Source organism: Pseudodesulfovibrio karagichevae (assembly GCF_041414475.1).
GTDB classification, from domain to species: domain Bacteria; phylum Desulfobacterota; class Desulfovibrionia; order Desulfovibrionales; family Desulfovibrionaceae; genus Pseudodesulfovibrio; species Pseudodesulfovibrio karagichevae.
The window spans coordinates 86,592-110,842 of record NZ_JBGLYH010000002.1 but is presented as its reverse complement, the minus strand read 5'-3'; the positions used below and the strand labels follow the sequence as shown (position 1 = coordinate 110,842).

Annotated in this window: 19 protein-coding genes; 10 read left to right on the top strand and 9 right to left on the bottom strand. The window is 63.5% G+C overall.

Annotation, left to right across the window (positions count from 1 at the left end):
* The first annotated feature begins 488 nt into the window (after positions 1–488).
* From AB6M95_RS01295 to AB6M95_RS01265, 7 genes are all read left to right on the top strand, one after another.
* Positions 489–1,400 (top strand): TRAP transporter substrate-binding protein, encoded by a 912-nt coding sequence (locus AB6M95_RS01295; protein WP_371384921.1) that lies wholly within the window; start codon positions 489–491, stop codon positions 1,398–1,400.
* A 127-nt stretch (positions 1,401–1,527) separates the two neighbouring features.
* The gene (locus AB6M95_RS01290) at positions 1,528–1,971 is read left to right on the top strand and encodes a TRAP transporter small permease (RefSeq protein ID WP_371384920.1); all 444 of its coding nucleotides are present in this window, start codon (positions 1,528–1,530) and stop codon (positions 1,969–1,971) included.
* A complete protein-coding gene (locus AB6M95_RS01285) occupies positions 1,971–3,269 on the top strand; it encodes a TRAP transporter large permease (protein WP_371384919.1) in 1,299 nt (432 codons plus the stop codon). The genes AB6M95_RS01290 and AB6M95_RS01285 overlap by 1 nt, the downstream gene beginning before the upstream one ends.
* Before the next feature lie 68 nt (positions 3,270–3,337).
* On the top strand, positions 3,338–4,282 hold the full coding sequence (locus AB6M95_RS01280; RefSeq protein WP_371384918.1) for an aldo/keto reductase: 945 nt from the start codon (positions 3,338–3,340) through the stop codon (positions 4,280–4,282).
* Between the two features lie 103 nt (positions 4,283–4,385).
* A complete protein-coding gene (locus tag AB6M95_RS01275; RefSeq protein ID WP_371384917.1) occupies positions 4,386–5,042 on the top strand; it encodes a ferredoxin-like domain-containing protein in 657 nt (218 codons plus the stop codon).
* A gap of 732 nt (positions 5,043–5,774) precedes the next feature.
* Positions 5,775–7,661 (top strand): methyl-accepting chemotaxis protein, encoded by a 1,887-nt coding sequence (locus tag AB6M95_RS01270; protein WP_371384916.1) that lies wholly within the window; start codon positions 5,775–5,777, stop codon positions 7,659–7,661.
* A gap of 321 nt (positions 7,662–7,982) precedes the next feature.
* Positions 7,983–8,234 carry a hypothetical protein gene (locus AB6M95_RS01265; RefSeq protein ID WP_371384915.1) on the top strand — a complete coding sequence of 84 codons (252 nt, stop codon included), beginning with the start codon at positions 7,983–7,985 and terminating at the stop codon, positions 8,232–8,234.
* A gap of 371 nt (positions 8,235–8,605) precedes the next feature.
* On the opposite strand, the gene AB6M95_RS01260 is transcribed toward AB6M95_RS01265, so the two are convergent.
* Positions 8,606–8,827, bottom strand: coding sequence for a hypothetical protein (locus tag AB6M95_RS01260; protein WP_371384914.1), 222 nt, complete (start codon positions 8,825–8,827; stop codon positions 8,606–8,608).
* A 452-nt stretch (positions 8,828–9,279) separates the two neighbouring features.
* Positions 9,280–9,558, bottom strand: a complete 279-nt coding sequence (locus AB6M95_RS01255; protein ID WP_371384913.1) for a hypothetical protein — start codon at positions 9,556–9,558, stop codon at positions 9,280–9,282.
* A gap of 360 nt (positions 9,559–9,918) precedes the next feature.
* Here AB6M95_RS01255 and AB6M95_RS01250 point away from each other — a divergent pair, with 360 nt between their 5' ends.
* Genes AB6M95_RS01250 through AB6M95_RS01240 form a run of 3 tightly spaced genes read left to right on the top strand, consistent with a single transcriptional unit; the run spans position 9,919 to position 14,467 of the window.
* Positions 9,919–11,106, top strand: coding sequence for an efflux RND transporter periplasmic adaptor subunit (locus AB6M95_RS01250; RefSeq protein WP_371384912.1), 1,188 nt, complete (start codon positions 9,919–9,921; stop codon positions 11,104–11,106).
* Positions 11,107–11,108: 2 nt separating this feature from the next.
* A complete protein-coding gene (locus AB6M95_RS01245; protein ID WP_371384911.1) occupies positions 11,109–13,052 on the top strand; it encodes a MacB family efflux pump subunit in 1,944 nt (647 codons plus the stop codon).
* Positions 13,053–13,066: 14 nt separating this feature from the next.
* Positions 13,067–14,467 carry an efflux transporter outer membrane subunit gene (locus AB6M95_RS01240; RefSeq protein ID WP_371384910.1) on the top strand — a complete coding sequence of 467 codons (1,401 nt, stop codon included), beginning with the start codon at positions 13,067–13,069 and terminating at the stop codon, positions 14,465–14,467.
* A gap of 22 nt (positions 14,468–14,489) precedes the next feature.
* Here the strand turns inward: AB6M95_RS01240 and AB6M95_RS01235 are convergent, their stop codons facing one another.
* The 7 genes from AB6M95_RS01235 to AB6M95_RS01205 all read right to left on the bottom strand — a co-directional run bounded on the left by AB6M95_RS01235 (position 14,490) and on the right by AB6M95_RS01205 (position 23,881).
* Positions 14,490–15,737 carry an alpha/beta hydrolase family protein gene (locus tag AB6M95_RS01235; RefSeq protein ID WP_371384909.1) on the bottom strand — a complete coding sequence of 416 codons (1,248 nt, stop codon included), beginning with the start codon at positions 15,735–15,737 and terminating at the stop codon, positions 14,490–14,492.
* Positions 15,738–15,838: 101 nt separating this feature from the next.
* Positions 15,839–16,537, bottom strand: a complete 699-nt coding sequence (locus AB6M95_RS01230; RefSeq protein WP_371384908.1) for a molybdopterin-dependent oxidoreductase — start codon at positions 16,535–16,537, stop codon at positions 15,839–15,841.
* 115 nt (positions 16,538–16,652) lie between these two features.
* A complete protein-coding gene (locus tag AB6M95_RS01225; protein WP_371384907.1) occupies positions 16,653–18,503 on the bottom strand; it encodes an ATP-binding cassette domain-containing protein in 1,851 nt (616 codons plus the stop codon).
* Between the two features lie 16 nt (positions 18,504–18,519).
* The gene (locus tag AB6M95_RS01220) at positions 18,520–19,308 is read right to left on the bottom strand and encodes an ABC transporter permease (RefSeq protein ID WP_371384906.1); all 789 of its coding nucleotides are present in this window, start codon (positions 19,306–19,308) and stop codon (positions 18,520–18,522) included.
* Between the two features lie 12 nt (positions 19,309–19,320).
* Positions 19,321–20,304, bottom strand: coding sequence for an ABC transporter substrate-binding protein (locus tag AB6M95_RS01215; protein WP_371384905.1), 984 nt, complete (start codon positions 20,302–20,304; stop codon positions 19,321–19,323).
* 282 nt (positions 20,305–20,586) lie between these two features.
* On the bottom strand, positions 20,587–21,981 hold the full coding sequence (locus AB6M95_RS01210; RefSeq protein ID WP_371384904.1) for a sigma-54-dependent transcriptional regulator: 1,395 nt from the start codon (positions 21,979–21,981) through the stop codon (positions 20,587–20,589).
* A gap of 7 nt (positions 21,982–21,988) precedes the next feature.
* Positions 21,989–23,881: a hybrid sensor histidine kinase/response regulator gene (locus AB6M95_RS01205; RefSeq protein WP_371384903.1), complete on the bottom strand. Its 1,893-nt coding sequence runs from the start codon at positions 23,879–23,881 to the stop codon at positions 21,989–21,991.
* Between the last annotated feature and the right edge of the window lie 370 nt (positions 23,882–24,251).

The following is a 24,251-nucleotide window of genomic DNA, read 5'->3' as shown; positions in this document are numbered from 1 at the left end:
ATTTTAGGATGTTGTGCACATAAAGTGTTTAGTTATCCCTACTATATAACGCAAAAAGTTGTTCAATTGGCTGCGTATTGTTCTCGTTTTCACAAGAGAGGCACCCTCCTTGCAAAATTAAGAACAAATCGTGCGGTCGAGGAACCTGCCGAACCGAAGTCCCTTTCGCATTCAGGTGTGGAGCCCATTCAAAGAAGGGGTGACAGTCAGAGCAGTGAACCGGTCGCCGACAAGAGTTTAATACAGTCCCGTGGGTTGCCGTTTTATGATGTCTTCGGAAACTAAGGGTAAAATTGATAACCGATGGACTGACCTGGTGATTTGTGATGCCTTTGCATCGCGGTAAAGAGCCTCTTGCCGGAAGGCTTACTTCTAAACCTGTCAATCTGGAGCCTCTAATGAGAAAAACATTGATCCTGATTATGACCGCAGCGTTGTTGGTAGCTTCTTCGTTCGCTTTTGCGGAAGATTACAAGGGAACTATGATAATGGCTGCCACAGCCAATCCCACCGGCAGCCTTCATGCCGTCGCATTGGAAAAGTTCAAGGAAATAGTTGAAAAGGATTCCAACGGTAAGGTCCGGGTAAACCTGTTCCTGGGCGGCTCCATGGGGTCTGAACAAGCCAACGTCAAACAGCTTCGGGATGCCGAGCTGCACGTTGCGGTGCTGGCCGCAGGCAACCTGACGCCTTTTGCCCCGGCTGCGACCATTACCATTCTTCCCTACCTTTTCCCCAAGATCGAAAACGCCTACACGCTTCTGGGCAATGAACAGTTCGTCTCCGAACTCGGCGACGCCGTGGCCACTCAGAGCCAGACCCGCCCCCTGGGCTGGTTGATCGGCGGTTACCGCGTGCTGACCAACTCCAAGCACAGCATCACCAAGATCGATGACCTGCAGGGCCTCAAGATTCGCGTGCCCAAGGTCCGCATCCAGCTCGATTCCTTCCGGTCCTGGGGCGTTGAACCGCATCCCCTGGCCTGGTCCGAAACCTTCAATGCCCTGCAGCAGGGCGTGGCCGATGGCCAGGAAAACCCGCACTCCATCAACCAGGACCAGAAGTTCTGGGAAGTGCAGAAGTACATCACCGATCTGCATTACATGCTCTGGGTCGGCCCCCTGCTCGTGTCCGAGCGGTGGTTCAGATGCCTCCCCGAGAACACCAAGGCCCTGGTCAAGAAGGCCGCCACCGAAGCCTGCCAGTATGAGTGGGAGTGGGTCGCCAAGCAGAACAAGACCGCTCTGGACAACTGCCTGAAGCACGGCATGGTCCTCGAGGAACTCACCGATGAGGACGTCTGGATGAGCAAGGCCCGTGCCTTGTGGCCGGATTACTATGAAGCCGTGGGCGGAAAGGACAAGATCGACAACGCTCTGAAAATCATGGGCCAGAACTAGAAATGAAAGCAATCGGGCGGGCTGCGGCCCGCCCATAATCTCCCGCGACGGTAATCCTAGTATGTCTACAATTAAGAAATTCTTTGCAAACTTCGAGGAAGGCGCCTGCATGATTCTGATTGCGACCATGGTGTTCGCTCTCACGCTGCAAGTGTTCATGCGCTTCGTCTTCAGCTCGTCCCTGGCCTGGACCGAGGAGCTGTCCCGCTACAGCTTCATCTGGTCCGTATACATGGGTGGCGTGCTGGCCGTGAAGCATTCGCAGCATGTGCGCATCACGGCCCAGCTCCTGGTTCTGCCGCCTAAATGCAGGGTCGCCGTGCTCATGTTCACGGATACGCTCTGGATCATTGCCAACTTCTTCATCGCCTACCAGTCTGTCGAGGTGCTGAAGTGCGCCTTTGAATTCCCCGAGATCTCACCGACCCTGGGCATCGTCAAAGGCTATGTCGAGGCCATGCTCCCGGCCAGCTTCCTGCTGATGAACCTGAGGCTGATCATGAAATACTGGCATCTCATCAGGAATCATGAACTGATGGGCCTTGCCCAAATCGGCGGAGGGGAAGCATAGTGTCCACCCTCGCCATAACCATCGTGACCCTGATCGTCTGTTTCTTCATCGGCATGCCCATTTTCATGTCGTTGATCATTTCAGCCGCCATCGCCATTGGAACCTGCGGCTATCTTCCGCTGTCCATCATCCACAACTCGCTGTTCGACGGAGTGAACCTGTTCCCGCTGCTGGCCATTCCCTGCTTCGTCATAGCCGGTACGCTCATGGAGCACGGCAACATCACCAAGCAGATCATCGACGTGGTCAAGCAACTCGTGGGACGCCTGCCCGGCGGCCTCGGCATCACCACCATCATGGCCTGCACCTTCTTTGCCGCCATCTCGGGCTCGGGACCGGGAACCGTGGCCGCCATCGGTACCCTGATGATCCCGTCCATGGTGCGCAGCGGATACACTTCGTCCTATGCAGCGGCCTCGGCGTCATCGGGCGGTACCATCGGTATACTGCTGCCTCCCAGCAACCCGATGATCATCTTCGCCATTTTGGCCAATGTGTCCGTGACCGCCATGTTCACCGCGGGTATCGTTCCCGGTCTGATGGTGGCAGTGTTCATGACCACCATGGCCATGGTCAAGGCGAAGATGGAGGGCGTCAAGACCGATACCGAGCAGCCGCCGTTCAACCTGAAAGTCTTCTTGAAGAGCCTTTCCAAAGGCGGTTTTGCCCTGGCCACTCCGTTCATCATCTTGGGGGCCATCTATTCGGGCATGGCCACGCCTGTCGAGGCCTCGGTCATCGCCATTGTCTGGGCGCTGTTCGTGGGTATCGTCATCAACAAGGCCCTGAGATGGAAGCACATCAAGTTGTCCCTGCTGGAAGGGGCCATGCTTTGCGGTACGGTCCTGTTCATCGTGGGCGCATCCACGCTCTTCGGGAAGATCCTGACCTACGAGCAGGCGCCGCTGCGCCTGGCCAACATGGTCCTCGGGGTTTCCAAGGATCCGGCGATCGTCCTGCTGATGATCGTGGCCATCCTGTACTTCCTGGGCATGTTCATGGAGACCCTGTCCACCATGATCATCCTGGCCCCGGTACTGTTGCCCATGGTCACCGGCCTTGGCATCGACCCGATCCACTTCGGCGTGATCATGGTCATCACCAACGAGGTCGCCATGCTTACGCCGCCATTGGGCGTGAACCTCTTCGTGGCCTCGCGCATCGCGAACCTGTCGGTGGAACGGATCTCGATAGCGGTGCTGCCGTACCTGCTCGTCCTGACCATCAGCATCATCATCGTCGTCTATTGCCCCTTCCTCAGCACGTGGCTGCCAGCAGCCATCGGCGCGGGGCAATAACGCTCAACCTTCAATAACCACAACCGGCTCCGTCAGATTCTGGCGGAGCCGGTCTTGCGAGGTGGACCGTGAAATATCTTTCCCTGCATACCGGGGCGAAAATGCCCGCCCTCGGCCTCGGCACATGGCGCGCGGACAAGGGAGAAGTGGGCAGGGCCGTGACCGAAGCCCTGAACCTCGGCTATCGTCACGTGGACTGTGCCCAGGTGTACGGCAACGAGGCCGAAGTGGGCGAGGCCCTGAAGGCCACATCCGTTGCACGCGAGGAGCTGTGGATCACCTCCAAGCTATGGAACAATGCCCAGCGCCCCGAGGATGTCCGTCCCGCCTTGGAACAGTCCCTGAAGGCGCTCGGTCTGGATTATCTCGACCTCTACCTGATCCATTGGCCCGTGCAGCTGGCGCATACGGTCATGTATCCGCAGTCCAGGCAGGACTTCATCGCCTGGACCACGGAACACGCATTGGAAACCTGGAACGCATTGGAAGCTTGCGTCCGGTCCGGGCTGGTGCGGCACATCGGCACATCGAATTTCAGCACGAAAAAGATCCAGGTCCTGCTCGACAACGGGTCCATCCGGCCCGCCGTCAGTCAGGTGGAGATGCATCCCTATCTCCAGCAGGACGGGATGCGCGCCTTCTGCCGGGCAAACGGCCTGGCCGTCACCGGTTTCGCCCCGCTTGGTTCCAAACACCGTCCGGCACACCAACACAGGGAGGGAGAGCCGAGCCTGCTCGATCATCCGGAAATTGTCGCCATGTCGGAGAGGCTTGGTACCACTCCTGCTTCGATACTGCTCGGGTGGGCCGTCACCAGGGGGACATCCGTCATCCCCAAGTCGACCAATCCGGATCGGCTCCGGCAGAACCTTGCGGCCGCCGACCTTGAACTGGGCGAAGCCGACATGGCCCTCATTTCGGCCATGGATATGGGCTACCGCTTTCTCGATGGATCGCACTGGATGCTGGAGGGCTCCCCCTACACCCTCGAGAATATCTGGGACGGGGAATAACCGTTTATTCCGAGCCTGCCCCGTGGAGGAAAATGGCTCTAGGGCAGCCAACGGTTGCAAAAAAAATCAGTCGGACTTCGGGCGATGCCCAAGGAGTGTTCAAATGGGAAACACCGCTAGCCAAGCGTTGAGCGTGATGCCGGTGGAACGGAAGGATGGGACCTACGCCCTGCGGCTGTGTCTTCACCAGGGCTTGCTGGACCGGGACATGCTGCAACGGGTGCAGGAGGTCATGGATGCCTTCCAGCTGAACGATCTGCGGGCCACCACCGGACAGAGGCTTAACCTGGAAGGGGTCCCGGCCGACAGGCTCGATGCCGTGATTGAAATGCTGGGCACGCGGGTCGCCAAGTGTCCCCCGTCCATCTCCGTCTGCAGCGGCGGGGCGCAGTGCAAGTTAGGACAGCAGGAGACGCGCGCCATGGCGAATCGGCTGCTGGTCGTGCTGCAATGCCATGCGCCGTATCCGTTCAAGGTCAAGAGCGGGATTTCAGGCTGTGCCGAGGGGTGCGGATTGAGTTTTATCCGTGACCTCGGCCTAGTGGGCGGTGCGCAGGGATGGATGGTGCTCTATGGCGGTTCCGCCCGGCACCGCGCAGCACCCGGGCTCGCTCTGGCAAAGGGGCTTGGCGCGGACGAAGCCTTGGAACTGGTCGCAAGAGGGCTGGAATTTTACAAGGAACACGGCGGGAAAAAGGAACGGCTCGGCATCATGGTCAGCCGCCTCGGCAGTGACGCTGTCCTGGCCGCATTGGCCTAGGCGCACGCCGATGGCATGAGCATTTAACTTAGCTGAGTAAAAGGGGTTTTTACGTTCGCGCGGACCCTCGAGCTGAATGTCCCGGTCGGCATGAGATGTGGTGGGTCTGTTGCGCTGGTGCAACTGTTGCCTGCGTGCAACAACAGTGTTTTTCGATAATGGTATTAGCTGATTGAAAGTTGTATTGCCCGAAATACGTCTGTGATGTTGTCGTAGTGCAACAAAAGTGGCTATCAGTAAAGCGTATTTAAACAGTATGCACTGTTTCGGTGCCACTCAGCCTTGTTCTTATCGATTTGAAACAGGTTTCTTTTTCTGATCATTACCGGTGGATGGAACAAAATTAATATTATAATATATCAATATATTAAAAGGCATGTCATTTGCAACGTATTTATTGCCTGCAAATTTGATTCAGTAGTACCGAACTGATCAATCAAGCACTTTCATTGCTTTGCATCCCTCGGGATGCGATCAAGGCTATTCCCGTAACAGGAATGCAATGTGGGCAAACCGCTTTACGGCAATTTTGTGCGTCATGCACAAAAAGCGAAGAGTGGTGACGACAGAGGCACAGTGATTCGGACTCATTCGAAGTGATTCCCCGTTGGCGGTGGTTGAGAGAGTTGATCCGAACATGGGCCTGAGCCTTGAGGGCATCGGATGCAACGCTCTTTGGGGGCGGCGGATACGCGTTCATGAATCTTCTAACTCAACACTTTGGATGTTCCCATGACGATGAGTGCCAAAAACAAAATCGTTCTCAGTGTCTTCCTGTTCTTCGCGATCATTATTTCGGTCCTGTCGATTTTCTCCTACCGAAATTTCAGGGAGTCCTCCTATACCAATCAGCTGAACCAGCTGAGTACGGCTTCGCAGGCCATCGCCAAGGCCGTGGCAGAGAAAACCAATACCTATTTCAGCGAATTGGAACTCATAGCCAAGCTCTATCCCGACACGCCGTCGGGAGATGGACAGACCAATTTGAACTACCGGATAAATCTGCTTGGACAACTGGCCAAGCAGGCCGGGGTTACGGACACCTACTATTGTCTGCGTGACGGTTCCACGTACTCCATCGGGGCCAAGGGACTGGTGCCGAACTTCAATGAGAAGGCCAAGCAGCGGGAATGGTACATCCGCATCTTCGGCGGTGAAAAACGCATCATCACAACGCCGTACGTGTCCTCCATCGGGCAGACCGTCATGGCAGTCTCCGTCCCGCTGTTCAACCATGACCAGACCGAGGGGGTGCTGTGCCTCAACCTGCCCCTGACCACCATCACCGAGGTGACCCAGAACACCCTGAACATGAAGGACGTGTTCCTGTCCCGGGCGGACGGCTATATCATGGCCAGCCCCGACAAGGAGCAGATCGGAAAGAGCCTCTGGCAAGAGGTGCCCGCCCTCGAGAAATACAAGGATGCGACGCCTGCGGACAGAATTCTGTTCCAGATGAACGGCGAGGCGTTTGAGGGGCGTGTGTTCAACATCGACGCCTTGGGATGGAAGGTCTGGACATACAAGAAACAGCAGGCCATCGCCGCCGACTCGATCGACAACCTGATCTTCAACATCATCGTGGCAGTGATCGCTCTCGTCCTGTCCGTTCTGATGGTTCTTTTCCTGGTTAAAAAACTCATATTCAATCCTCTGGAGGCCGTGGAAATCGGCCTGGCCCGCATTGAACAGGGGGACCTCACCTACCGGGTCGAAGGGTATGCCCGCAAGGACGAGATCGGGCGGTTGATCCAATCCCTGGATAACATGGGCCAGAAACTCTTGTCCGTGGTGAGCAAGGTGCGCTTGGCCGTCGGCTCCGTTGGCGGTGGTTCACAGGAGTTGTCCTCGACCTCCGAATCCCTGGCCCAGGGAGCCACCGAACAGGCGGCCAGCATAGAAGAGGTGGCGGCCTCCATGGAACAGATGGTTGCCAACATCAGCCATAATGCGGAAAACGCCCTCAAAACAGAACACATCTCCCTCAACACTGCGGAAGAGGCTGAAAAGGGCGGCCAGGCCGTGACCGAAACCATCTCGGCCATGCGCGAGATCGCGGACAAGATATCCATTGTCGAGGAAATCGCGCGGCAGACGAACCTGCTCGCACTGAATGCGGCCATCGAAGCGGCCCGTGCAGGAGAACATGGCAAGGGCTTTGCCGTGGTGGCGGCCGAGGTCCGCAAGCTGGCCGAACGTTCGGGTACGGCTGCGGCCGAGATCCGGGAACTGTCGGCCAGCAGTGTTGCCGTGGCCGAGGCTGCCGGACAGATGCTGAACAAGATGGTGCCGGATATCCAGCGTACCGCCGCCCTGATTCAGGAGATATCCTCTGCCAGCGCCGAGCAGAGCGCGGGTGCGGATACCGTCAATAGTGCCATCCAGCAGTTGGACCGGGTTATCCAGCAATCCGCCGCCTCGTCGGAGGAGGTGTCGTCCACCTCGGAAGAGCTAAACGCCCAGGCGGCCCACCTCAGCGATACTGTGGCCTTTTTCAAGATAGACGACGATAGTGGTGCCAGAACCATCTCCACCGTGGCCAGAAGCTTCGTCGCGCCCCCCAGGCTTCCCGGATCGTCGGCGGTGGGCATGAATAACGACGATTACGATCGGTTCTAGCGTGACCTTGGAATTGCGGTAAGGGCATGGAGGGGAGGCCTCCATGCCCTTGTTGCGAGCCGACAAACCGACCGGACGCCGTGGCTGTTCCCGTGTCGTTGTCACACCGTGTATTGCAAAATGCCGGGCGTTTGGCGAAGGCCCGTTTTCAATGACGCTGGCCCCGGGCCAATCGCTTGCGTTGGGCAATACCCGTCACAACCTTGATCTGACTCCGGCCTTCACATGGAATAATTCATTTTTATCTGTATCCTCGTCGTGATAGGAGCGCTGCTCCGGCGCTTCCCGGTGTTCCCAAAGCAAACGGACCATGTCCTCAACATGTTTGCGCTTCACATCGTCCTGCCTGCGGTGATCCTGCTCAAGGCGCCACAGATCGCCTTTTCCAGGGAGATGGCCGTGCCCGCCGTCATTCCCTGGGTAATGCTGTTTTTTCCCGCGGCCCTGGTGCTCAGGCTGGGACGGCTGTTCAAGTGGACCTGGGCGGCAACCGGGGGCCGGCTGCTGATCGTGCCCATGGGCATGGCCTTCTGGGGGGGGGGACAAGGTCCTGCCGCCGCTTATCGTCCATGACCAGATCGGCACGTTGCTGATCTTCACCCTCTACGATTCGGCGATGTTGTCCGTATACGGGAGCAACACCCGGATCAACATTCCCCTGATCATTCCGCCGGGCCATTCTTTTCCCTCCCACCATTGCGCTCGTTGTCGGTCTGGCGTTTCGTTCGTGTCCGTACCCCGCGCCGGCCGTGAAGGGGATGCAAGGAGGGGCGGGCAAGCTGGCTGCAGCTCCGCTTGCGGCTCTCGCCCTGTGCCGGTTGTGCGGCCTGCATGACCTGGCCGTGGACGTGTCCATCCTTGAAGCGGGCATGTCGCCGATGGTGACGGCCGGAGCCTTGGCCATGGCCGTCTCGTTCGTCACGCTGTCGTACTTGTAGCGTCGTCTAGGGATTATTTTTGACCGGGCCAAGCAAATCCACGATCTTGTCCGCATCGACGCTCTCGAATTTCTGATTGAATTCTTCCCGTTCCCGGCAGAACAGCCTTTCGCTTTTGACCGGACGATAGAGAACCATCTCCTGATCGTCCTGGGCGTTGGTCGCGTTGGTTACGGTGCCCAGTGCGAAATAGAGATTGCCGTTCTTCCTGTTCCTGAAAAGAGCCATATCAAACCTCCGGTTATTGCTGACGATTTGACGGGAGAGCGCCTTGAATTGCTACTCTCCGTGCTTCGTTTCCATGGATGTAATCCGTTGTCCGGGAATGTCCAGCAAGAGTGGGGCGACAGGGAGCTTTCGTCGCCTCGCAAGGGCAGGAGATGGTCGCCACCAGGGAGTCCGGTTAATCCCCGGCCCGTTTCAACGTGTCCCCAGTGGAAGGGGGGTGTTGATTTGTTGTGCGCCGGTCAATTCTACAATAATTTATGTGTATTGGCGGGGAGAGTGGCTTTGCCGTAGGCCTGGGCGCAATATACTGTGGGAGAATATTCAATGAAAAGGGGATGTGTTTTTTGGCGGGATATTTCTTTCAAAATTCAAGGCATGATCCGGAACAACAACGGCTCGCCCCGATCGGGACAAGCCGTTCGTTCACTTCCGTCGGTTTGGGCGGGAAGCGCTTATTTTTGTGTATACACAAATAAAACGGTCGGTTGCGCGCCGTACTCGTCGTCGGCCTGGAGGCCCAGGTCGAGCAGCAGGGACATGGCGGACTTGGCCTCGTCCTCGGAGGGCAGTTCATAGTGCATGGGATGGCGGTTGCTCCGGGCATCGCGGTCCGAACCTTTTTCCTCGATGCCGACGAACCATGCGCCAAGTCCGCCGCCATGATGGTTGATGTGGCGGACCGCCTGCGCGACCACGGCTTCCTTGGATTTTGTCTCATGTAGGTGGCTCATGGGAACGCTTCTATAATTTTATCCCGGCGGAGGCAATCGGCGGACCGGACTTTCCGTCCGACGGCGAGCCCGGTCTTCCTGTCGAGCGGGCTGACCGCCGCTCGGTCCGGGAAGCGAGATACGGGGCCTTCTTTCCCGGGATTTTTGGTTTTCTCCCCAGGCAACGACATTTTTTGTATCCGCAGGCGTGTCGCGTGCCGATGTGAAAGGCGTCGATGCGGGTCGCGAGGCGGGTCGTTTTACATATTTTTACAATTCCTGAGCATCTTTTAACCCCTGAACATCGAAGAATGTCCTATGAAGTTTGCGAGATGAAGCGCCACCGGCGCGGGAAACACCACAATAGATTCCGGAGTCCATATGAAATGGTTATACAAGGCGGCCGCCGCCGTCGTCCTGATCGGCCTTGGGGTGGGGGGCAAGATGTTCTTCTTCCCCACAGCGCAGCCGATGCAATACCTGACCTCGCCCGTGACCAGGGGAGACGTGCAGGAAACGGTGCTGGCCACCGGGACCCTGACGGCCTTCAAGCAGGTCAGCGTGGGCGCGCAGGCCTCGGGCCAGGTCAAGTCCCTGAAGGTGGAGCTTGGCGACGCGGTCAAGGAGGGCGAACTCATCGCCGAGATCGACTCCCAGTCCCAGAAGAACGCCCTGAGCATCGCCGAGGCGGACCTGGAGAAGATCAAGGCTGAGCGGGCGGCCAAGGTGGCCACGCTGCAACAGGCCCAGTCCGAGTTCACGCGTCAGCAGGGCATGCTCAAGTCCAAGGCCACCTCCCGGCAGGACTATGAGGACGCCCAGGCGACCTTGGCCGAGACCAGGGCGGACATCGCTTCCCTGGACGCCCAGATCGTGGCCGCGGCCATCGACGTGGATACGGCCAAGGTCGACCTCGGCTACACCAAGATCACCGCGCCCATGGACGGGGTGATCGTCGCCGTGATCACCAAGGAAGGCCAGACCGTGAACGCCTCGCAGTCCACGCCGACCATCGTCAAGCTGGCCCAGCTCGACACCATGACCGTGGAGGCCGAGGTCTCCGAGGCGGACGTGGTCCACGTCAAGCCCGGCCAGAAGGTCTTCTTCACCATCCTCGGCGAGCCGGACAACAAGTACGAGGCCACCCTGCGGAGCATCGAGCCGGCGCCGTCCTCCATAGCCGACGATGGCGACAGTACGACCACGACCAGCTCCTCGGACGAGGCCATCTACTACAACGCCCTGTTCGACGTGCCCAACCCCGACCACAAGCTGCGTATCTCCATGACCGCCGAGGTGACCATCGTGCTCGACGAGGCCAAGGGCGTGCCGCTCATCCCCGAGAGCGCCCTGGGCACCAAGGAAGCCAAGGGGGGCTACACCGTCCGCGTGCTCGACGCCGAGGGCCGGGCCGAGACCCGCAGCGTGAAGGTGGGCCTGTCGGATTCCGTCAACATCCAGGTGCTCGACGGACTCAAGGAGGGCGACCGCGTGATCCTGGGCGAAGCGGACGCGGACGCCGTGGTCCGGCAGGAATCCAACCGCCATCGTTCGCCCATGGGGCTGTAGCCATGCCGCTGCTGCAAATCGAGAATCTTTGGAAGGAATACCCTGCGGGCGACCGGCCCATGGCGGTGCTCAAGGACGTGAACCTGAGCATCGAGGCCGGGGAGATGGTCGCCATCGTCGGGGCCTCGGGCTCGGGCAAGTCCACGCTGATGAACATCCTGGGCTGCCTGGACCGGGCGACCAGCGGCTCCTACCGCATCGCGGGCCGCGACGTCTCCGAACTGGACGCCGACGAACTGGCCCGGCTGCGGCGCGAGCACTTCGGCTTCATCTTCCAGCGCTACCACCTGCTGTCCTCGCTGACGGCGCTTGACAACGTGGAGATGCCCGCCATCTACGAGGGCATGGCCCCGGCGGACCGCAGGGAACGGGCGGCCGAACTGCTCCGGCGGCTGGGCCTCGGGGACCGCCTCGACTACAAGCCCGGCCAGCTCTCGGGCGGCCAGCAGCAGCGGGTGTCCATCTCGCGCGCCCTGATGAACGGCGGGCAGGTCATCCTGGCCGACGAACCCACCGGCGCCCTGGACAGCCACAGCGGCCGGGAAACCATGAAGCTGTTGACCGAGCTCAACGCCGAGGGGCACACCATCGTGGTCGTGACCCACGACATGGAGGTGGCCGCCTTCGCCCGCCGGATCATCGAGATCCGCGACGGCGAGATCATCTCGGACCGGGCCAACGAGAGCGCCCCGGCTGCCGTGCCCGCCGAGACCCGCCACGCGCCGGTCAGACGCAGCGCCGTCGCCTGGCTGGACCAGGCGCGCGAACTGCTGCGCATGGCCGTCTCGGCCATGGCCTCGCACAAGCTGCGCACCTTCCTGACCATGCTCGGCATCATCATCGGCATCGCCTCGGTGGTCTCGGTGGTGGCTCTGGGCCAGGGCTCGCAGCAGCGCGTGCTGAACAACATCAGCGCCATCGGCACGAACGTCATCGACATCTTTCCGGGCAACGACTTCGGCGACCGTCGGTCGTCCAACATCCACACCCTGGTGCCCACGGACGCCGAGGTCCTGTCCAAGCAGTCCTATGTGGACAGCGTGACCCCCAAGGTCTCCACCACGGTGGACCTGCGCTACCGCAACGTGGATGTGAACGCCTCGGTCACCGGCGTGAACGAGCGCTATTTCCGGGTTTACGGCTACGAGATGGACGAGGGCCGGACCTTCGACAACGACATGGTGCGGAAGATCGGCCAGGTAGCGGTCATCGACCCGAACACGCGCAAGCGGCTGTTCGGCGAGAACGGCGAGGCGCTGGGCAAGGTCGTCATCCTCGGGTCCGTGCCCTGCCGGGTCATCGGCGTGACCAAGGCGAAGCAGTCCTTTTTCGGCAACAGCGACTCCCTGAACATCTGGGTGCCGTACACCACGGCCATGCACCGGATGCTCGGACAGTCCTACCTCGGGAGCATCACCGTGCGCGTCAGGGACGGCGCGCCCATGCAGGCCGCCGAGCAGGGCATCCGGAACCTGCTCACCCGGCGGCACAAGCTCAAGGATTTCTTCATCATGAACACGGACACCATCCGCAAGACCATTGAGAGCACCACCAAGACCATGACCCTGCTCATCTCGGCCATCGCGGTCATCTCCCTGGTGGTCGGCGGGATAGGCGTGATGAACATCATGCTCGTGTCGGTCACGGAGCGCACCCCCGAGATCGGCGTGCGCATGGCCGTGGGCGCGCGGCGGGCCGACATCATGAGCCAGTTCCTCATCGAGGCCGTGCTGGTCTGCCTGCTGGGCGGCGTCCTCGGCATCCTCCTGGCCCTGGCCGTGGGGCTGGCGGTTTCAAAAAGCGGCGGCAGCTACTCCATGGTCTACTCCACCTCCTCCATGGTCCTGGCCTTTGTCTGCTCCACCCTCATCGGCGTGGTTTTCGGCTTCCTTCCGGCCCGGAACGCATCGCGCCTGGACCCGGTCGACGCCCTGGTCCGCGAATAGAAAGCGAGAAGTCCATGAAAAAATATATGATCCTGATATTGCTCCTTCTTCTGCCCCTTTCGGGGTGCGGGGCGCTGCTCAAGACCGAGTTCTCGCCCCCGGAAACGGCCACGCCCGCGCAGTGGGCCTCGGCCCCGGCCGAGGCCTCGCCCGCGGACTGGCCCACGGACTTCGGCGACCCGGAGCTGGCCCGGCTGGTCGCCCTGGCGCTGGAGCGCAACAACGACCTGGCCGCAGCCGCCATCAAGGTCCGCAAGGCCCAGTACCAGGCGGGCCTGGCCTGGGAGGACATGACCCCGAACCTGTCGGCCTCCCTGGGTACGGACAGCGAGAAGTCGCTCAAGCGGGGCGATTGGGAGACCACCTATTCCGCCAAGTTCGGCGTCAGCTGGGAAGCCGACCTGTGGGGCCGGCTGGCCCGGACCCGCGACGCCGCCGAATGGGAGGCCCTGGCCACGGAGCAGGACCGCCGGAGCACGGCCCTGTCCCTGGTGGGCACGACCATGACGCTGTATTGGGAGATCGCCTACGACAACGTGCGGTTGCAGCTCAGCCGGAGCAACATCGAGTCCTCGCGTCAGACCGTGGCCCTGACCGAGTCCCAGGAGCAGTTCGGCGCGACCTCGCCCCTGGAAGTCAACCAGGCCAGGCAGGACCTGGCCAACCTGCTGTCCACGCGGCAGACCCTGGAGCAGTCGCGCAAGGAGGACATCAACGCCCTGGCCGTGCTTTTCGACATGCCTCCGGGCAAGACCATGGCCGACCCCGAGAACTTGTCCATGGCCAAATTGCCGACCATCCCGGCAGGCCTGCCCGCCCAGCTCCTGGGCCGCCGCCCGGACCTGCGCGCGGCGGAGTTGCGCCTGCGCGAGTACCTGGCCAAGACGGACGCGGCCAAGGCGGACTTCTATCCGCCCCTGACCCTGACCGGCAGTCTGGGCAGCGCCAGCACGGAGCTGTCCGACCTGCTGAACAATCCCGTGGCCGCGCTGGTCTCCAGCCTGACCTTTCCGTTCCTCAACTGGAATACCCTGAAGCTCCAGCTCAAGGTCTCCCAGGCCGACTTCGACGAGGCCGTGGTCAACTTCCGGCAGACCCTGTACGAGGCCATGAAGGAGGTGGAGAACGCGCTGTCCAACCGCGACCATCTGGCCGAGCAGGCCAGGCACCTGGCCGACAATCTGACCGCCGCCCGCGAGGTGGAGCGCATCTACGAGGTCCGCTACAAGATGGGCTCCGGGACCCTCAAGGACTGGCTGGACGCCCAGAGCACCCGGCGCACGGCCGAGCAGTCCGTGGCCGAGAACCTCTACAACCGGCTGGCCAACTACGTCACCTTGTACCAGGCTCTGGGCGGCGAGCCCGCGCAGCCCGGGACCGCCGCGGCCGTTGGTGCCGGGCGGCAGGCCCAATAAGCGGAACGGGCGGACGGCCGGATCAGAAGATTCCGTCCAGCCAGTCGAACACGACCTGGCCGACCAGGCTGCGGTTCTCCATGATGCAGTGGTTGGTCGCGCCCTCGTCCGCCGGGGTGACGACCAGCCTGCCGCGCTTGTCCGGGAAGCCGGAAAGGGCGGTCCGCTGCTGGCTCTTGACCTCCTCGCTGCGGTATTCGCCCTCGCCCACGACGAGCAGGGCCGGGGCCGCGATGCTGCTCGCGTCGAAGGTGTTGCCCCGGTTGGCCTCGATGAGGCCCTCGGGTGCGCTCACGCCGTAGCGCTCGCAGATGGATTTGACGATCCCGGCGTGGAAGGAGGTCCAGGCGGCCTCTTCCTCCTTTGAAGCCACGGCGGCCGGCATGGTCGCGAACAGCCGGTGGGCGTCCACCACGGCCGCGCTCATGATCACCGCCTTGATGCGCGGGTCGTGCATGGCGGCCTGGGGCACGAACAGCCCGCCGCCGCTGATGCCGAAGGCCGCGAGTTTGTCCGGGGCCACGTCCGGGCGGCTCAGGGCGTAGTCGACGACCTTTTTCATGGGCACGAAGGTGTCCGTGCGGAAGACGTGTCCCGAGGCCGGGAGCATGCCCTGGCCGGGCAGGTCCACGGTCATGAAATTGTAGCCGCGCGCATGGGCCTGGGGTTCGATGTAGAAGAACAGGTCCTCGATGAACGTCTCGCCGCCGCCGATCATCAGCAGGGTCTTCGCCGACTTGCCGGAATTGTCGGCCTTGCGGAAATACCCGGGCAGTACGGTGTCCTCGAAGGGGATTTCGACATATTCCAGCGGCGGGTCGAACAGCGGCCCGGCCTTGCGCATGAGGGCGCGGCTCTTTTCCCCGCGCGCCGTGAATTCCGGGTCCGACGGCAGCATGGCCAGCAGGGAGAGGCGGTAGTAATAGGCCGCCCGCAGCAGTTGGTCGCGCGCGCTGATCTTGTGCCCCGCCGCAAGCGACTCCAGGCCCCGCGCCTCCACGCGGCCCGCCAGGTCGAACCATTCCCGCTGCCAATCGGCCGCGTCGCCGTCCTTGATCCGCGAGGCCGCGTAGAACGCCTCGCCGATCTCCGCGCCACCGTTGCGCGTGGCGCCGAGGACCAGATTCCCGAAGTGGAAATCCATGTCCGTGTCCTTGAAGAAATAGCTGAACGAGGTGGCGTGGGCGTCGAACGCCTTTTCCTCTTCGGCAGGGGCGCTGGTCGCCGCCGCCAACACGATGACCGCCAGGCAGAATAGGTATTTTTTCATTCCACCACGCTAACGGCGCTACCGTCACCCCGTCAAGCCGCTTCCGGCGCGGCCGATGCGTGGCCGATGCGTGGCCAATGCGTGGACTGATGCGCGGCCGCCTATCGCGAGTAGCGCTCCTCCTTCCAGGGATCGGCGGAGTTGCTGTAGCCGCGCGTCTCCCAGAAGCCGAGTTCGTCCCTGGAGACGATCTTCAACCCCTCCACCCACTTGGCGCTCTTGTAGAAGTAGCGGTCCGGGACCACCGCGCGCACCGGGCCGCCGTTGGGGCCGGGCAGGGGGCTGCCGAACAGGGTGTGGGCCAGGAACACGTCCGGCTTCCGGGCCTCGGAGAGCGGGATGCTCGTGGTGTAGCCGTGGGCGGCCTCGATGACGAGGAATTTCGCGTCCCCGGTGGGCTTGGCCCGGTCCAGGAGGGCGGCCATGGGGACGCCGCGCCAGGTGGAGTCCAGCAGGGTCCAGCCGGTCACGCAGTGGATGTCGCAGGTGAAGTCCTGCTGTCGGAGGGCCGTGAGCGCCTCGAAGTCGAGATCAAAGGGATTGCCGACCTCGCCGTGGACGCGCAGCCGGAAGTCCTCGGGCCGGGGCGACCCGGGCCTGCCGCCCATGTCCTCGATCTGCTCGATGGCGGTCTGCCCCGGAGGAACCCGCAGCCGTCCGTCGGGCCTCAGCGCCTCGGCGAGCTCTTGCTGCCGGGCCTCCCCGACCGTGGCGAACACGCCGGGCAGTCCGATGCTGACCACGGTACCCGCCGCCATGGCCAGAAACACACGCCTGGATAACAGGTTCTCTTCCCTCATGACGGCTCCTTGCGGTTGATGTCGCATGGCCGGGGCCGTGCCCGCGCGGGCACGGCACTTCGCCATTTCTACATGGTCGCAAAGAGCGGCGCAAAGGACAAGGGGAAATCGCGGGCTAGTTGGCCAGCCCCCTCAGGCTCGGGCCGAGCAGGGTCTCCACCTGCTTGGGGCCGAGGTCCATGCGGTAGAACAGCTTGTAGAACTCGCGGGTCTCCCGGACCAGGTCCCAGCCGAACCACTCGGGGTAGAGCAGGTGGGTCAGCCAGATCAGGCCCATGAGCCGGTTCACGGACGGCGGCCGGTCGAACCAGTTGTACATGCCCGCCGGTGGTTCGAACACGGCGTTGTCGCGGGCCGCCTTGAGCCTGGACCAGAACGGGTCGGTCCGCAGCCGGTTGTACAGCCGTTGGGGCGACTTGCCCTCGTCCGAGAGCATGATGACCACGTCCGGGTCCCAGCGGGCCAGGTCCGCCGCGCAGACCGGCGTGCGGCCGCAGCCGCGCTGCTCGAAGACCTCGGCCACGTTCACCCCGCCCGCGTACTCGATGATCTCGCCGTGGCGGGACCGCCGGGGCTCGGTCAGCAGGCCGGTGGACGACTGAGCGTAGTAGACCGTGCGCCGCTCGCCCGGCGGGATTCCGGCGACCGTTTGGGCGATGTGGCGGAACTTCTCGTCGAAATAATCGGCCAGGACGTTGCCGCGGTCCGGGACGCCGAGGAGCGCGCCCACGCGCCGCAGGACCTCGCCGGTGCGGTCCAGGCCGCCGTCGTAGACGAGCACCGGGATGCCCAGCTCCTGTTGCAGCCGGTCGGCCGCGCCCGCTTCGACCTCGTCCAGGGCGAACAGGGTCAGGGAGAGGATCAGGTCCACGCCGCGCTGCCGGACCGCGTCCCTGTCGAAGGTGGTCTTGCCGCCGCCGAAATCGCCGCCCATGACCCCGAGGACCGGCAGGGAGAGGTACTCCGGGCTCGCCAGCATGCGCTCGGGCGGCATGGGCGGCATGCCCAGCCCCGCGATCCGGTCCGGGGCCAGGGCGAAGAGCAGGGACGTGACCATGGGATTGTAGCCGAAGACCCGCTCGATCCGGGTCTTGACCAGGACCTTGCGCCCGGCCATGTCCGTGGCCAGGGTCGTCTCAGGAAGGTGCACGGGCTTGAATTCCACCATACTCACCTCGTTGGTTGCGGCCTGTATGCCGGTTGATGCCGTCAAAATGCCGGTCCGCCCGACGGGGGCGGTTCCGGCCCGTCCGAAGGCCGTCCGCACGGCCGGTGCGGCCTGGAGTCGGTCTGCAGTCCGCCGGACGAAGTCCGCGTCGCGGGCCGCGAATGGCTCGGGGATGCGTTGTTCAAGGACCACGCGGCCGGGGGACGGGGCCAGGATGACGATGCGGTCGCTCATCCGGACCGCCTCGGAAAGATCATGGGTCACGAACACGGCGGCCAGGCCGCGCTCGTCGATGAGGGACCGGACCAGGTCCTGGAGTTCGCGCCGCAGGCCCACGTCCAGGGCGCTGAACGGCTCGTCCAGCAGGAGCAGGTCCGGCTCCACGGCCAGGGCGCGGGCCAGGGAAGCCCGCTGGCGCATGCCGCCGCTCAGTGCGCCGGGATACTTTTCCAGGTCGCCGGGGGCCAGCCCCATGCGCCCGGCCAGGCGGCGCGCCGAGGCCAGCCGTTCGGCTCTGGGCAGGCCCAGGGCCTTGAGCCCGAAGGCTATGTTGTCCACGGTGCGCCGCCAGGGAAGCAGGCGGGGCTCCTGGAACACGCAGGCCGTGTGCGAAAAGGTGTTGGCCACCCGGCCTGCGGTCGGCGCGAGCAGCCCGGCGGCCATGTTCAGCAGGGAGGTCTTGCCGCAGCCGGACCGGCCCGCCAGGGCGAGGACCTCGCCGGGCGGGACGCGCAGGCCGACGCCGGTCAGCACCGGCCCGGTCCCGTAGTCGTGCGAGACGTTCTCCCAGGTCAGCATGGTCCGGCTCCGGCCGTCACGCGGATGCGGCGACGTCGCGCCAGGGTTCCATGCGCCGCTGCAGCGGTTCGAGCACGAGCAGTTCCACGGCCAGGAGCATGACGAGCAGGACGATGACCCAGGCCAGCGCGTCGGCGGTGTCCAGGTTGATCCGGGCCAGGGCCATGCTCGCGCCGATGCCGTCGGTGGAGGCGAGCAGTTCGGCCATGACCGCGACCTTCCAGGACAGGGCCAGGGCGGTCACCCAGCCGGGGAAGAGATAGGACAGCAGGTGCGGCAGGCGCACGTCCAGGAAGAGCATCAACGGCGGGGTGCCGAAGGAGCGGGCCATGTCCTCCAGCCCCCGGTCCCTGGTGCGCGCGCCCTCCACGGCCACGGCGAAGACGATGGGTAGGGCGGTGACCACCACGGTGAATACCGGGGTCAGCCCGGTGGTGCCGAACCAGAGCATGGCCAGGACGATCCAGGCGATGGGCGGGATGCCCAGGAGCATGGCCGTCACCGGCCTGAGGGTCTGGGCCAGGGCGGGGCGGAGTCCGGCCAGGATGCCGATTCCGCTGCCGAGCAGGGCCGCAATGGCGAACCCGCCCAGCGCGCGCCAGGCCGTGACCAGCGCCGCCTTGCCCACCGCGCCCGTGAGGGTCAGCCGCCACAGGGCCGCGCACGCCTCCCGGGGGGAGGGCAGGATGAAGGAGCCGTAGCATAGGCTCCCCGCCCACCACAGGGCGAGGAAGAGCCCCACGCCCAGGACGGGGTAGCGGAGGTCCCTCAATCTGGACCGGATCGCACCGGCTGCGCGCCCCATGCTTCCTCCGGCCTAGGCCAGGTAGAAACCCTTGTCGGGCAGCTTGCCGCCCACCAGTTTGGGCGACATTCCCATCAGGGCCGAATAGTAGAATTCCAGGTCCTTCCTGGCCGTGGCCGCCGGGTTGCGGCGGATGGGGAAGGTCTCCAGGGACTTTTGCAGCACCGGCGCCTTGAGGCCGAAGAAGTCGGCGCATAGCCGGGCGGCGTCCGCCGGGTGCGCGTTGATCCAGTCCACGGCCTCGCCGATGCCGGTCTGCAACGCGGCCACGGTCTCGGGGGAGTCCGTGGCCAGGGAGGCCTGGCACATGGTCCCGCCGAGCGGCATGAGCGACGTGCTGCCGGTGACCTCTTCCCAGACGTCCTGGAGGACGATGCGCCGGAACTCCACACCGGCCCCCTTGCCCTTGAGGATCGCGGCGGTGGCGGCGGGCTCGGGCAGCAGGGCCGTGTCGGTCCGTTTGGAGAGCAGCATCTGCAGCGCCTCGAAGGGCGAGTCCGCATAGGACGCGGTCAGGTCCGCATCCGGGTTGATGCCGTTTTTCGTGGCCAGGTAGCGGACGATGATGTCCGGGGTGTCCCCCCGGAAGAACAGGAGCAGGCTCTTGCCCTTGATGTCCGTGAATTTCTTGATGTCCGGGCTGCTGGTGACGAGGCTCAGGCTCCCGCCGTTGTTGGTGTCCAGGAGCCGGACCGGGAGGCCCTTGTTGTAGAGGATGGCCGCCGCGTTGGCCGGGGCGGCCGAGACCTGGACCTCGCCCGAGACCATCCAAGCGCGCATGATGTCGGGGTTGCGCCACTGTCTCATTTCCATGGAAGGCAGCGCGGCGGACGGTTCCTGCTGGGCCAGGCGGACCAGGGGGAGGCTGAGCGGCGCGGGCGGGCCCGCCAGCGCGAGCTTGGACGGGGCTCCGGCCAGGGCTTGGGAGGCGGTCAGGAAGGGGAACAGGGCCAGGGCCCGGGCGCTCATGGTCAGAAAATTCCTGCGTGTGATCATCGGTGGACTTCCTTGCGGGCGGCATGCGTACCCTCGGGAACGGAGGGCGTCGAGTGCGCCTCCCCCGGGGCCGCCATTGGGTGACGCGTTGTCCGGAGACGCCGCGCACGGGGTGGATACGGAACGGGAACACCGGGCGGAATCCGCCGGTGAACAAGTTTCGATATGTAGTTCCGGGAGCTGGAACCGGCAATGTCGTCACGGAAATATGAATACGCGTGACATGTGATCGGCGGAGCCCCGCGGGGCGGGCTTTTCCGGGGAGCGGAGACGGGGGCGGGGCTACTTCCTGCCGCGCCGGATGCCCGCCAGGGAGAGGTGGCGGTAGACGCTCGGCACGCTCAGCCCCGACAGGCGGCTGGCCTCGGGGATGTCGAAGTCGCAGATGTCCATGAGCTGGCGGAAGTAGGCCTGGTCGCGCAGGGCCTTGTAGTCCTGGTAGGGCTGGATGGGGCCGTCCGTGGCCTGCCCGGTCTGGGGCCTGGCGGGCTGGCGTTTGGGCTTGGCCTTGTCCAGGGAGGAGACGCGGATGTGGCCGGGAAGGTGCTTGGGGTAGATGACCGGCTCCTGCCCCGCGTTGATGACCGCGGCCTCCATGACGTTGCCCAGTTCGCGGACGTTGCCGGGCCAGGTGTAGGGGCGCAGGACCTTTTCCAGCTGCTTGGAGAACTTCTTGGGGGGCAGCCGGTAGCGGCCGCAGGCCGCCTTGACGAAGTGGTGGGCCAGGAGGAGGACGTCCTGGCCGCGCTCGCGCAGGGGCGGCAGGGGGATTTCCAGGGTGCGCAGCCGGAAGAGCAGGTCCGAGCGGAAGGTCCCGGCGCGGGTCATGGCCTCCAGGTCGCGGTTGGTGGCGGCCATGAGCCGGAAGTCGCTGGCCTGCTCGCGGGTGGAGCCCACGGGCCGGAAGCGGTGCTCCTGGAGCACGCGCAGGAAGGATTTCTGCAGGGAGGGGGGCAGTTCGCCGATCTCGTCCAGGAACAGGGTGCCGCCGTCGGCCTCGGCCACCAAACCCCGGTGGTCGGCCGATGCACCGGTGAACGCGCCCTTGACGTGGCCGTAGAGCACGCTCTCGAGCAGGGTCTCGGTCAGGTTGGAGCAGTCCACCACCACGAAGGGCTTGTCGCGCCGCGCGCTGTTGCGGTGGATGGCCTGGGCGGCCAGCTCCTTGCCCGCGCCGGTCTCGCCGAGGATGAGCACCCCGGCCTCGCTCTCGGCCGCCCGGGCCATGAGCTGCCGGGCCCGGTCCATGGCCGGGGATTTGCCGATGATGCCCCCGTCGTCGAAGGCACGGGCCGGGGCCTGGGCCGCGAACTTGTCGCTGCGGTACTTGAGCGCACTCTCCAGCGACGCCTTGAGGACCGAGGGCGTGGCCGGTTTCTGGATGTAGTCCCAGGCCCCGCTGGTCAGGGTCTCCTGGGCCCCGAAGTTGTCCTTCAGGCCGGTCAGGACGATAACCTCCGGGCCGCCGGGCGCGGCGGAAAGCTCGTTGATGGACATGTGCCCGTCGCCGTCGGGCAGGTTCAGGTCCAGGTAGATGACGTCCACGCCGGTCCGGGCCCGGACCAGCCCCCGGCCGAGGCTGTCGGCGGTCAGGATCTCGTGCCCCAGGTCGCCGAAGCAGCGGGACAGGCCGCTCAAGATGAGTTCGTCGTCGTCGATGATCAGTATGCGTGCCATGGTGATCCTATGAGCGGAATTTATTGACGTTTTCCACCAGCGTGCGGGGCGACATGGGCTTCATGATGAACCCGGCCACCCCGGTCCTGCGGGCCTGGGCCTCCAGTTGCGGCTCCACGTGACCGGTGCAGATGACCACCTTGGAGTCCGGCGCGTTCTCCAGGATGCGGGCGGCCATCTCCATGCCGGTCATGGCGGGCATGGACTGGTCCGTGACCACCAGTTCGAAGCGCCCCTTGCCCCGGAAGAATTCCTTGAGCCCTTCCCGTCCGTTGTTGGCGGTGAAGACCTCGTAGCCCGCGTCGCGCAGGACGCGCTGCATGGCCTGCAGCGCCCCGGCGTCGTCGTCCACCAGGAGCAGGCGGCCGGTGGACCGGGCTGCCGGGCGGGTGTCCCGGGCCAGGGTCTTGGTCTCGGGCGTGGCCGTGCAGGGCAGGTAGACCGTGAAGGTCGTGCCCCGGCCGGGCGTGGAGTCCACGTGGATGGACCCGCCGTTGCAGGTCACGATGGCGTGGACCACGGCCAGCCCCATGCCCGTGCCGCCGCTCTTGGATTTGCTGGTGTAGAACGGCTCGAAGATGCGCTCCGCCGTGCCCGGCTCGATGCCGTGGCCCGTGTCGGTCACGGTCAGGACCACGTGGTCGCCCAGGGCCAGGCCCGAGTGCGGGGCCTCCTTCTGCGAGTCCAGGTGGAGGTTGGACAGGCGCACGGACAGGGTGCCGCCGCCGGGCATGGCCTGGACCGCGTTGCGGCAGAGGTTGAGCAGGACCTGCTGGATCTGCGAGGGGTTGGCCAGCACGCAGTCGTTCATGGCCGAGCAGTCCATGTCCAGGGCCACGTGGTCGGGCAGGGTGCCGTGCAGGATGGCCAGGTTCTCGCGGGCCAGGGGGCTCAGGTGCAGGGGCGAGCGGGTGACCTCCTGCTGGCGGCTGTACTCCAGGACCTGCTCGACCAGCTCCGAGGCCTTGTACGCGGCCTTGAGGGCCTCGGACAGCGGGGCCTCCATGGCAGTCCCGTCCGCCTTGCCCAGGGCGTAGTCTATATTGAAGATGATCGGCACCAGGTTGTTGTTCAGGTCGTGGGCGATGCCGCCCGCGAGCACGCCGATGGCCCGCATCTTCTGGGCCTGGAACAGCTCCCGCTCCACCCGCTTCAGCTCGGTGATGTCCACCCCCAGCTCCATGACCAGGGGCTCCCCGTTCTCGTCCTCGAAGGGATAGTCGTAGATGTGGAAGGTCCGGCCCGCGTCGTCGGTGAACTGCCAGTCCACGGGCTCGTCCGTGTCGAAGACCCGGAAGGTCGGGCAGTGCGGGCACGGGTCGTCGCGGCCGCCGAACATCTGGTAGCAGCGCCGTCCGCCCGCCTCGCCGTAGAAGGCCAGGGTCTTCTTGTTGGCGTAGGCCACGGAGTAGTCGCGTCGCTGCATGTAGACGAACACGGGCAACTCGTTGACCACGTCGAAGAAGAGCTGGCGGCCGCGCTCGCGGAGCATGTCCGACTGCCGCCGCAGGACCTTCTCGTCGCGCAGGGCGTTGCGCAGCCGCTCCACCTCGGCGTGGCGGTGGACCTCGATGACTATTTCGCCGCCGCGCAGGGGCACCAGGCGGCAGGAGACCATCTGTCGGTCCGGGGCCGCCGGGTCGCCGATCTCCACCAGCTCCTCCGCACCGGTCAGGGCGACCTGGGCCAGGCCGTCCTCCAGGGCGCGCAGGAACCGGAGCCCGAAGGGGAGGGCTCCCAGCCGCCGTCCCTCGGGGAACGGCGCATCGGCCGGGAGCAGCCGGCTGAAGGCGTTGTTGGCGAAGGCGATCATTCCGTCCGGGCCGAGCACGGCCATGGGGGTCGGGCTCAGCCGGGCGAATGCCTGGAGGTCGGAGGGCGTGTTCATCTGCTTGTGCATACTGATTTACATTTTTCTACATTTTGCTCTTACGCTGACTATAGTTTTTTCAAGGATTTTTTTCAATCACAATAATATGGCAAATAATTACCTGTTTTAATGTGGTTTATTTTAGAAATACGAATTGATCAGCGGATTAAATTTCTGAGAATACAAGTATCGTTTTTAATAATCGAGACAGAATTAAATGGGGAGATAGAGATGCCGGAATTTGAAGAGATTGTCTTAATACATTTGTTTTAAAGGGTTTAATTTGAAATGGAGGCAAATGGCACGGCGATTGTAATAAGAGGAAAAATTACATTGATGAAAATTGTTCGGGATTCGTTCCGGGCAAGCGCGACCATAAATTGCCAAAATGAGGGAAAGA

Excerpts from the sequence above, each read along its gene's own strand:
- AB6M95_RS01295 (WP_371384921.1), top strand. The coding sequence starts at position 489 with ATGGCTGCCACAGCCAATCCCACCGGCAGCCTTCATGCCGTCGCATTG.
- AB6M95_RS01290 (WP_371384920.1), top strand. The coding sequence starts at position 1,528 with ATGGTGTTCGCTCTCACGCTGCAAGTGTTCATGCGCTTCGTCTTCAGC.
- AB6M95_RS01275 (WP_371384917.1), top strand. The coding sequence starts at position 4,386 with ATGGGAAACACCGCTAGCCAAGCGTTGAGCGTGATGCCGGTGGAACGG.
- AB6M95_RS01270 (WP_371384916.1), top strand. The coding sequence starts at position 5,775 with ATGACGATGAGTGCCAAAAACAAAATCGTTCTCAGTGTCTTCCTGTTC.
- AB6M95_RS01265 (WP_371384915.1), top strand. The coding sequence starts at position 7,983 with ATGTTTGCGCTTCACATCGTCCTGCCTGCGGTGATCCTGCTCAAGGCG.
- AB6M95_RS01260 (WP_371384914.1), bottom strand. The coding sequence starts at position 8,827 with ATGGCTCTTTTCAGGAACAGGAAGAACGGCAATCTCTATTTCGCACTG.
- AB6M95_RS01255 (WP_371384913.1), bottom strand. The coding sequence starts at position 9,558 with ATGAGCCACCTACATGAGACAAAATCCAAGGAAGCCGTGGTCGCGCAG.
- AB6M95_RS01250 (WP_371384912.1), top strand. The coding sequence starts at position 9,919 with ATGAAATGGTTATACAAGGCGGCCGCCGCCGTCGTCCTGATCGGCCTT.
- AB6M95_RS01245 (WP_371384911.1), top strand. The coding sequence starts at position 11,109 with ATGCCGCTGCTGCAAATCGAGAATCTTTGGAAGGAATACCCTGCGGGC.
- AB6M95_RS01240 (WP_371384910.1), top strand. The coding sequence starts at position 13,067 with ATGAAAAAATATATGATCCTGATATTGCTCCTTCTTCTGCCCCTTTCG.
- AB6M95_RS01235 (WP_371384909.1), bottom strand. The coding sequence starts at position 15,737 with ATGAAAAAATACCTATTCTGCCTGGCGGTCATCGTGTTGGCGGCGGCG.
- AB6M95_RS01230 (WP_371384908.1), bottom strand. The coding sequence starts at position 16,537 with ATGAGGGAAGAGAACCTGTTATCCAGGCGTGTGTTTCTGGCCATGGCG.
- AB6M95_RS01225 (WP_371384907.1), bottom strand. The coding sequence starts at position 18,503 with ATGCTGACCTGGGAGAACGTCTCGCACGACTACGGGACCGGGCCGGTG.
- AB6M95_RS01220 (WP_371384906.1), bottom strand. The coding sequence starts at position 19,308 with ATGGGGCGCGCAGCCGGTGCGATCCGGTCCAGATTGAGGGACCTCCGC.
- AB6M95_RS01215 (WP_371384905.1), bottom strand. The coding sequence starts at position 20,304 with ATGATCACACGCAGGAATTTTCTGACCATGAGCGCCCGGGCCCTGGCC.
- AB6M95_RS01210 (WP_371384904.1), bottom strand. The coding sequence starts at position 21,981 with ATGGCACGCATACTGATCATCGACGACGACGAACTCATCTTGAGCGGC.
- AB6M95_RS01205 (WP_371384903.1), bottom strand. The coding sequence starts at position 23,881 with ATGCACAAGCAGATGAACACGCCCTCCGACCTCCAGGCATTCGCCCGG.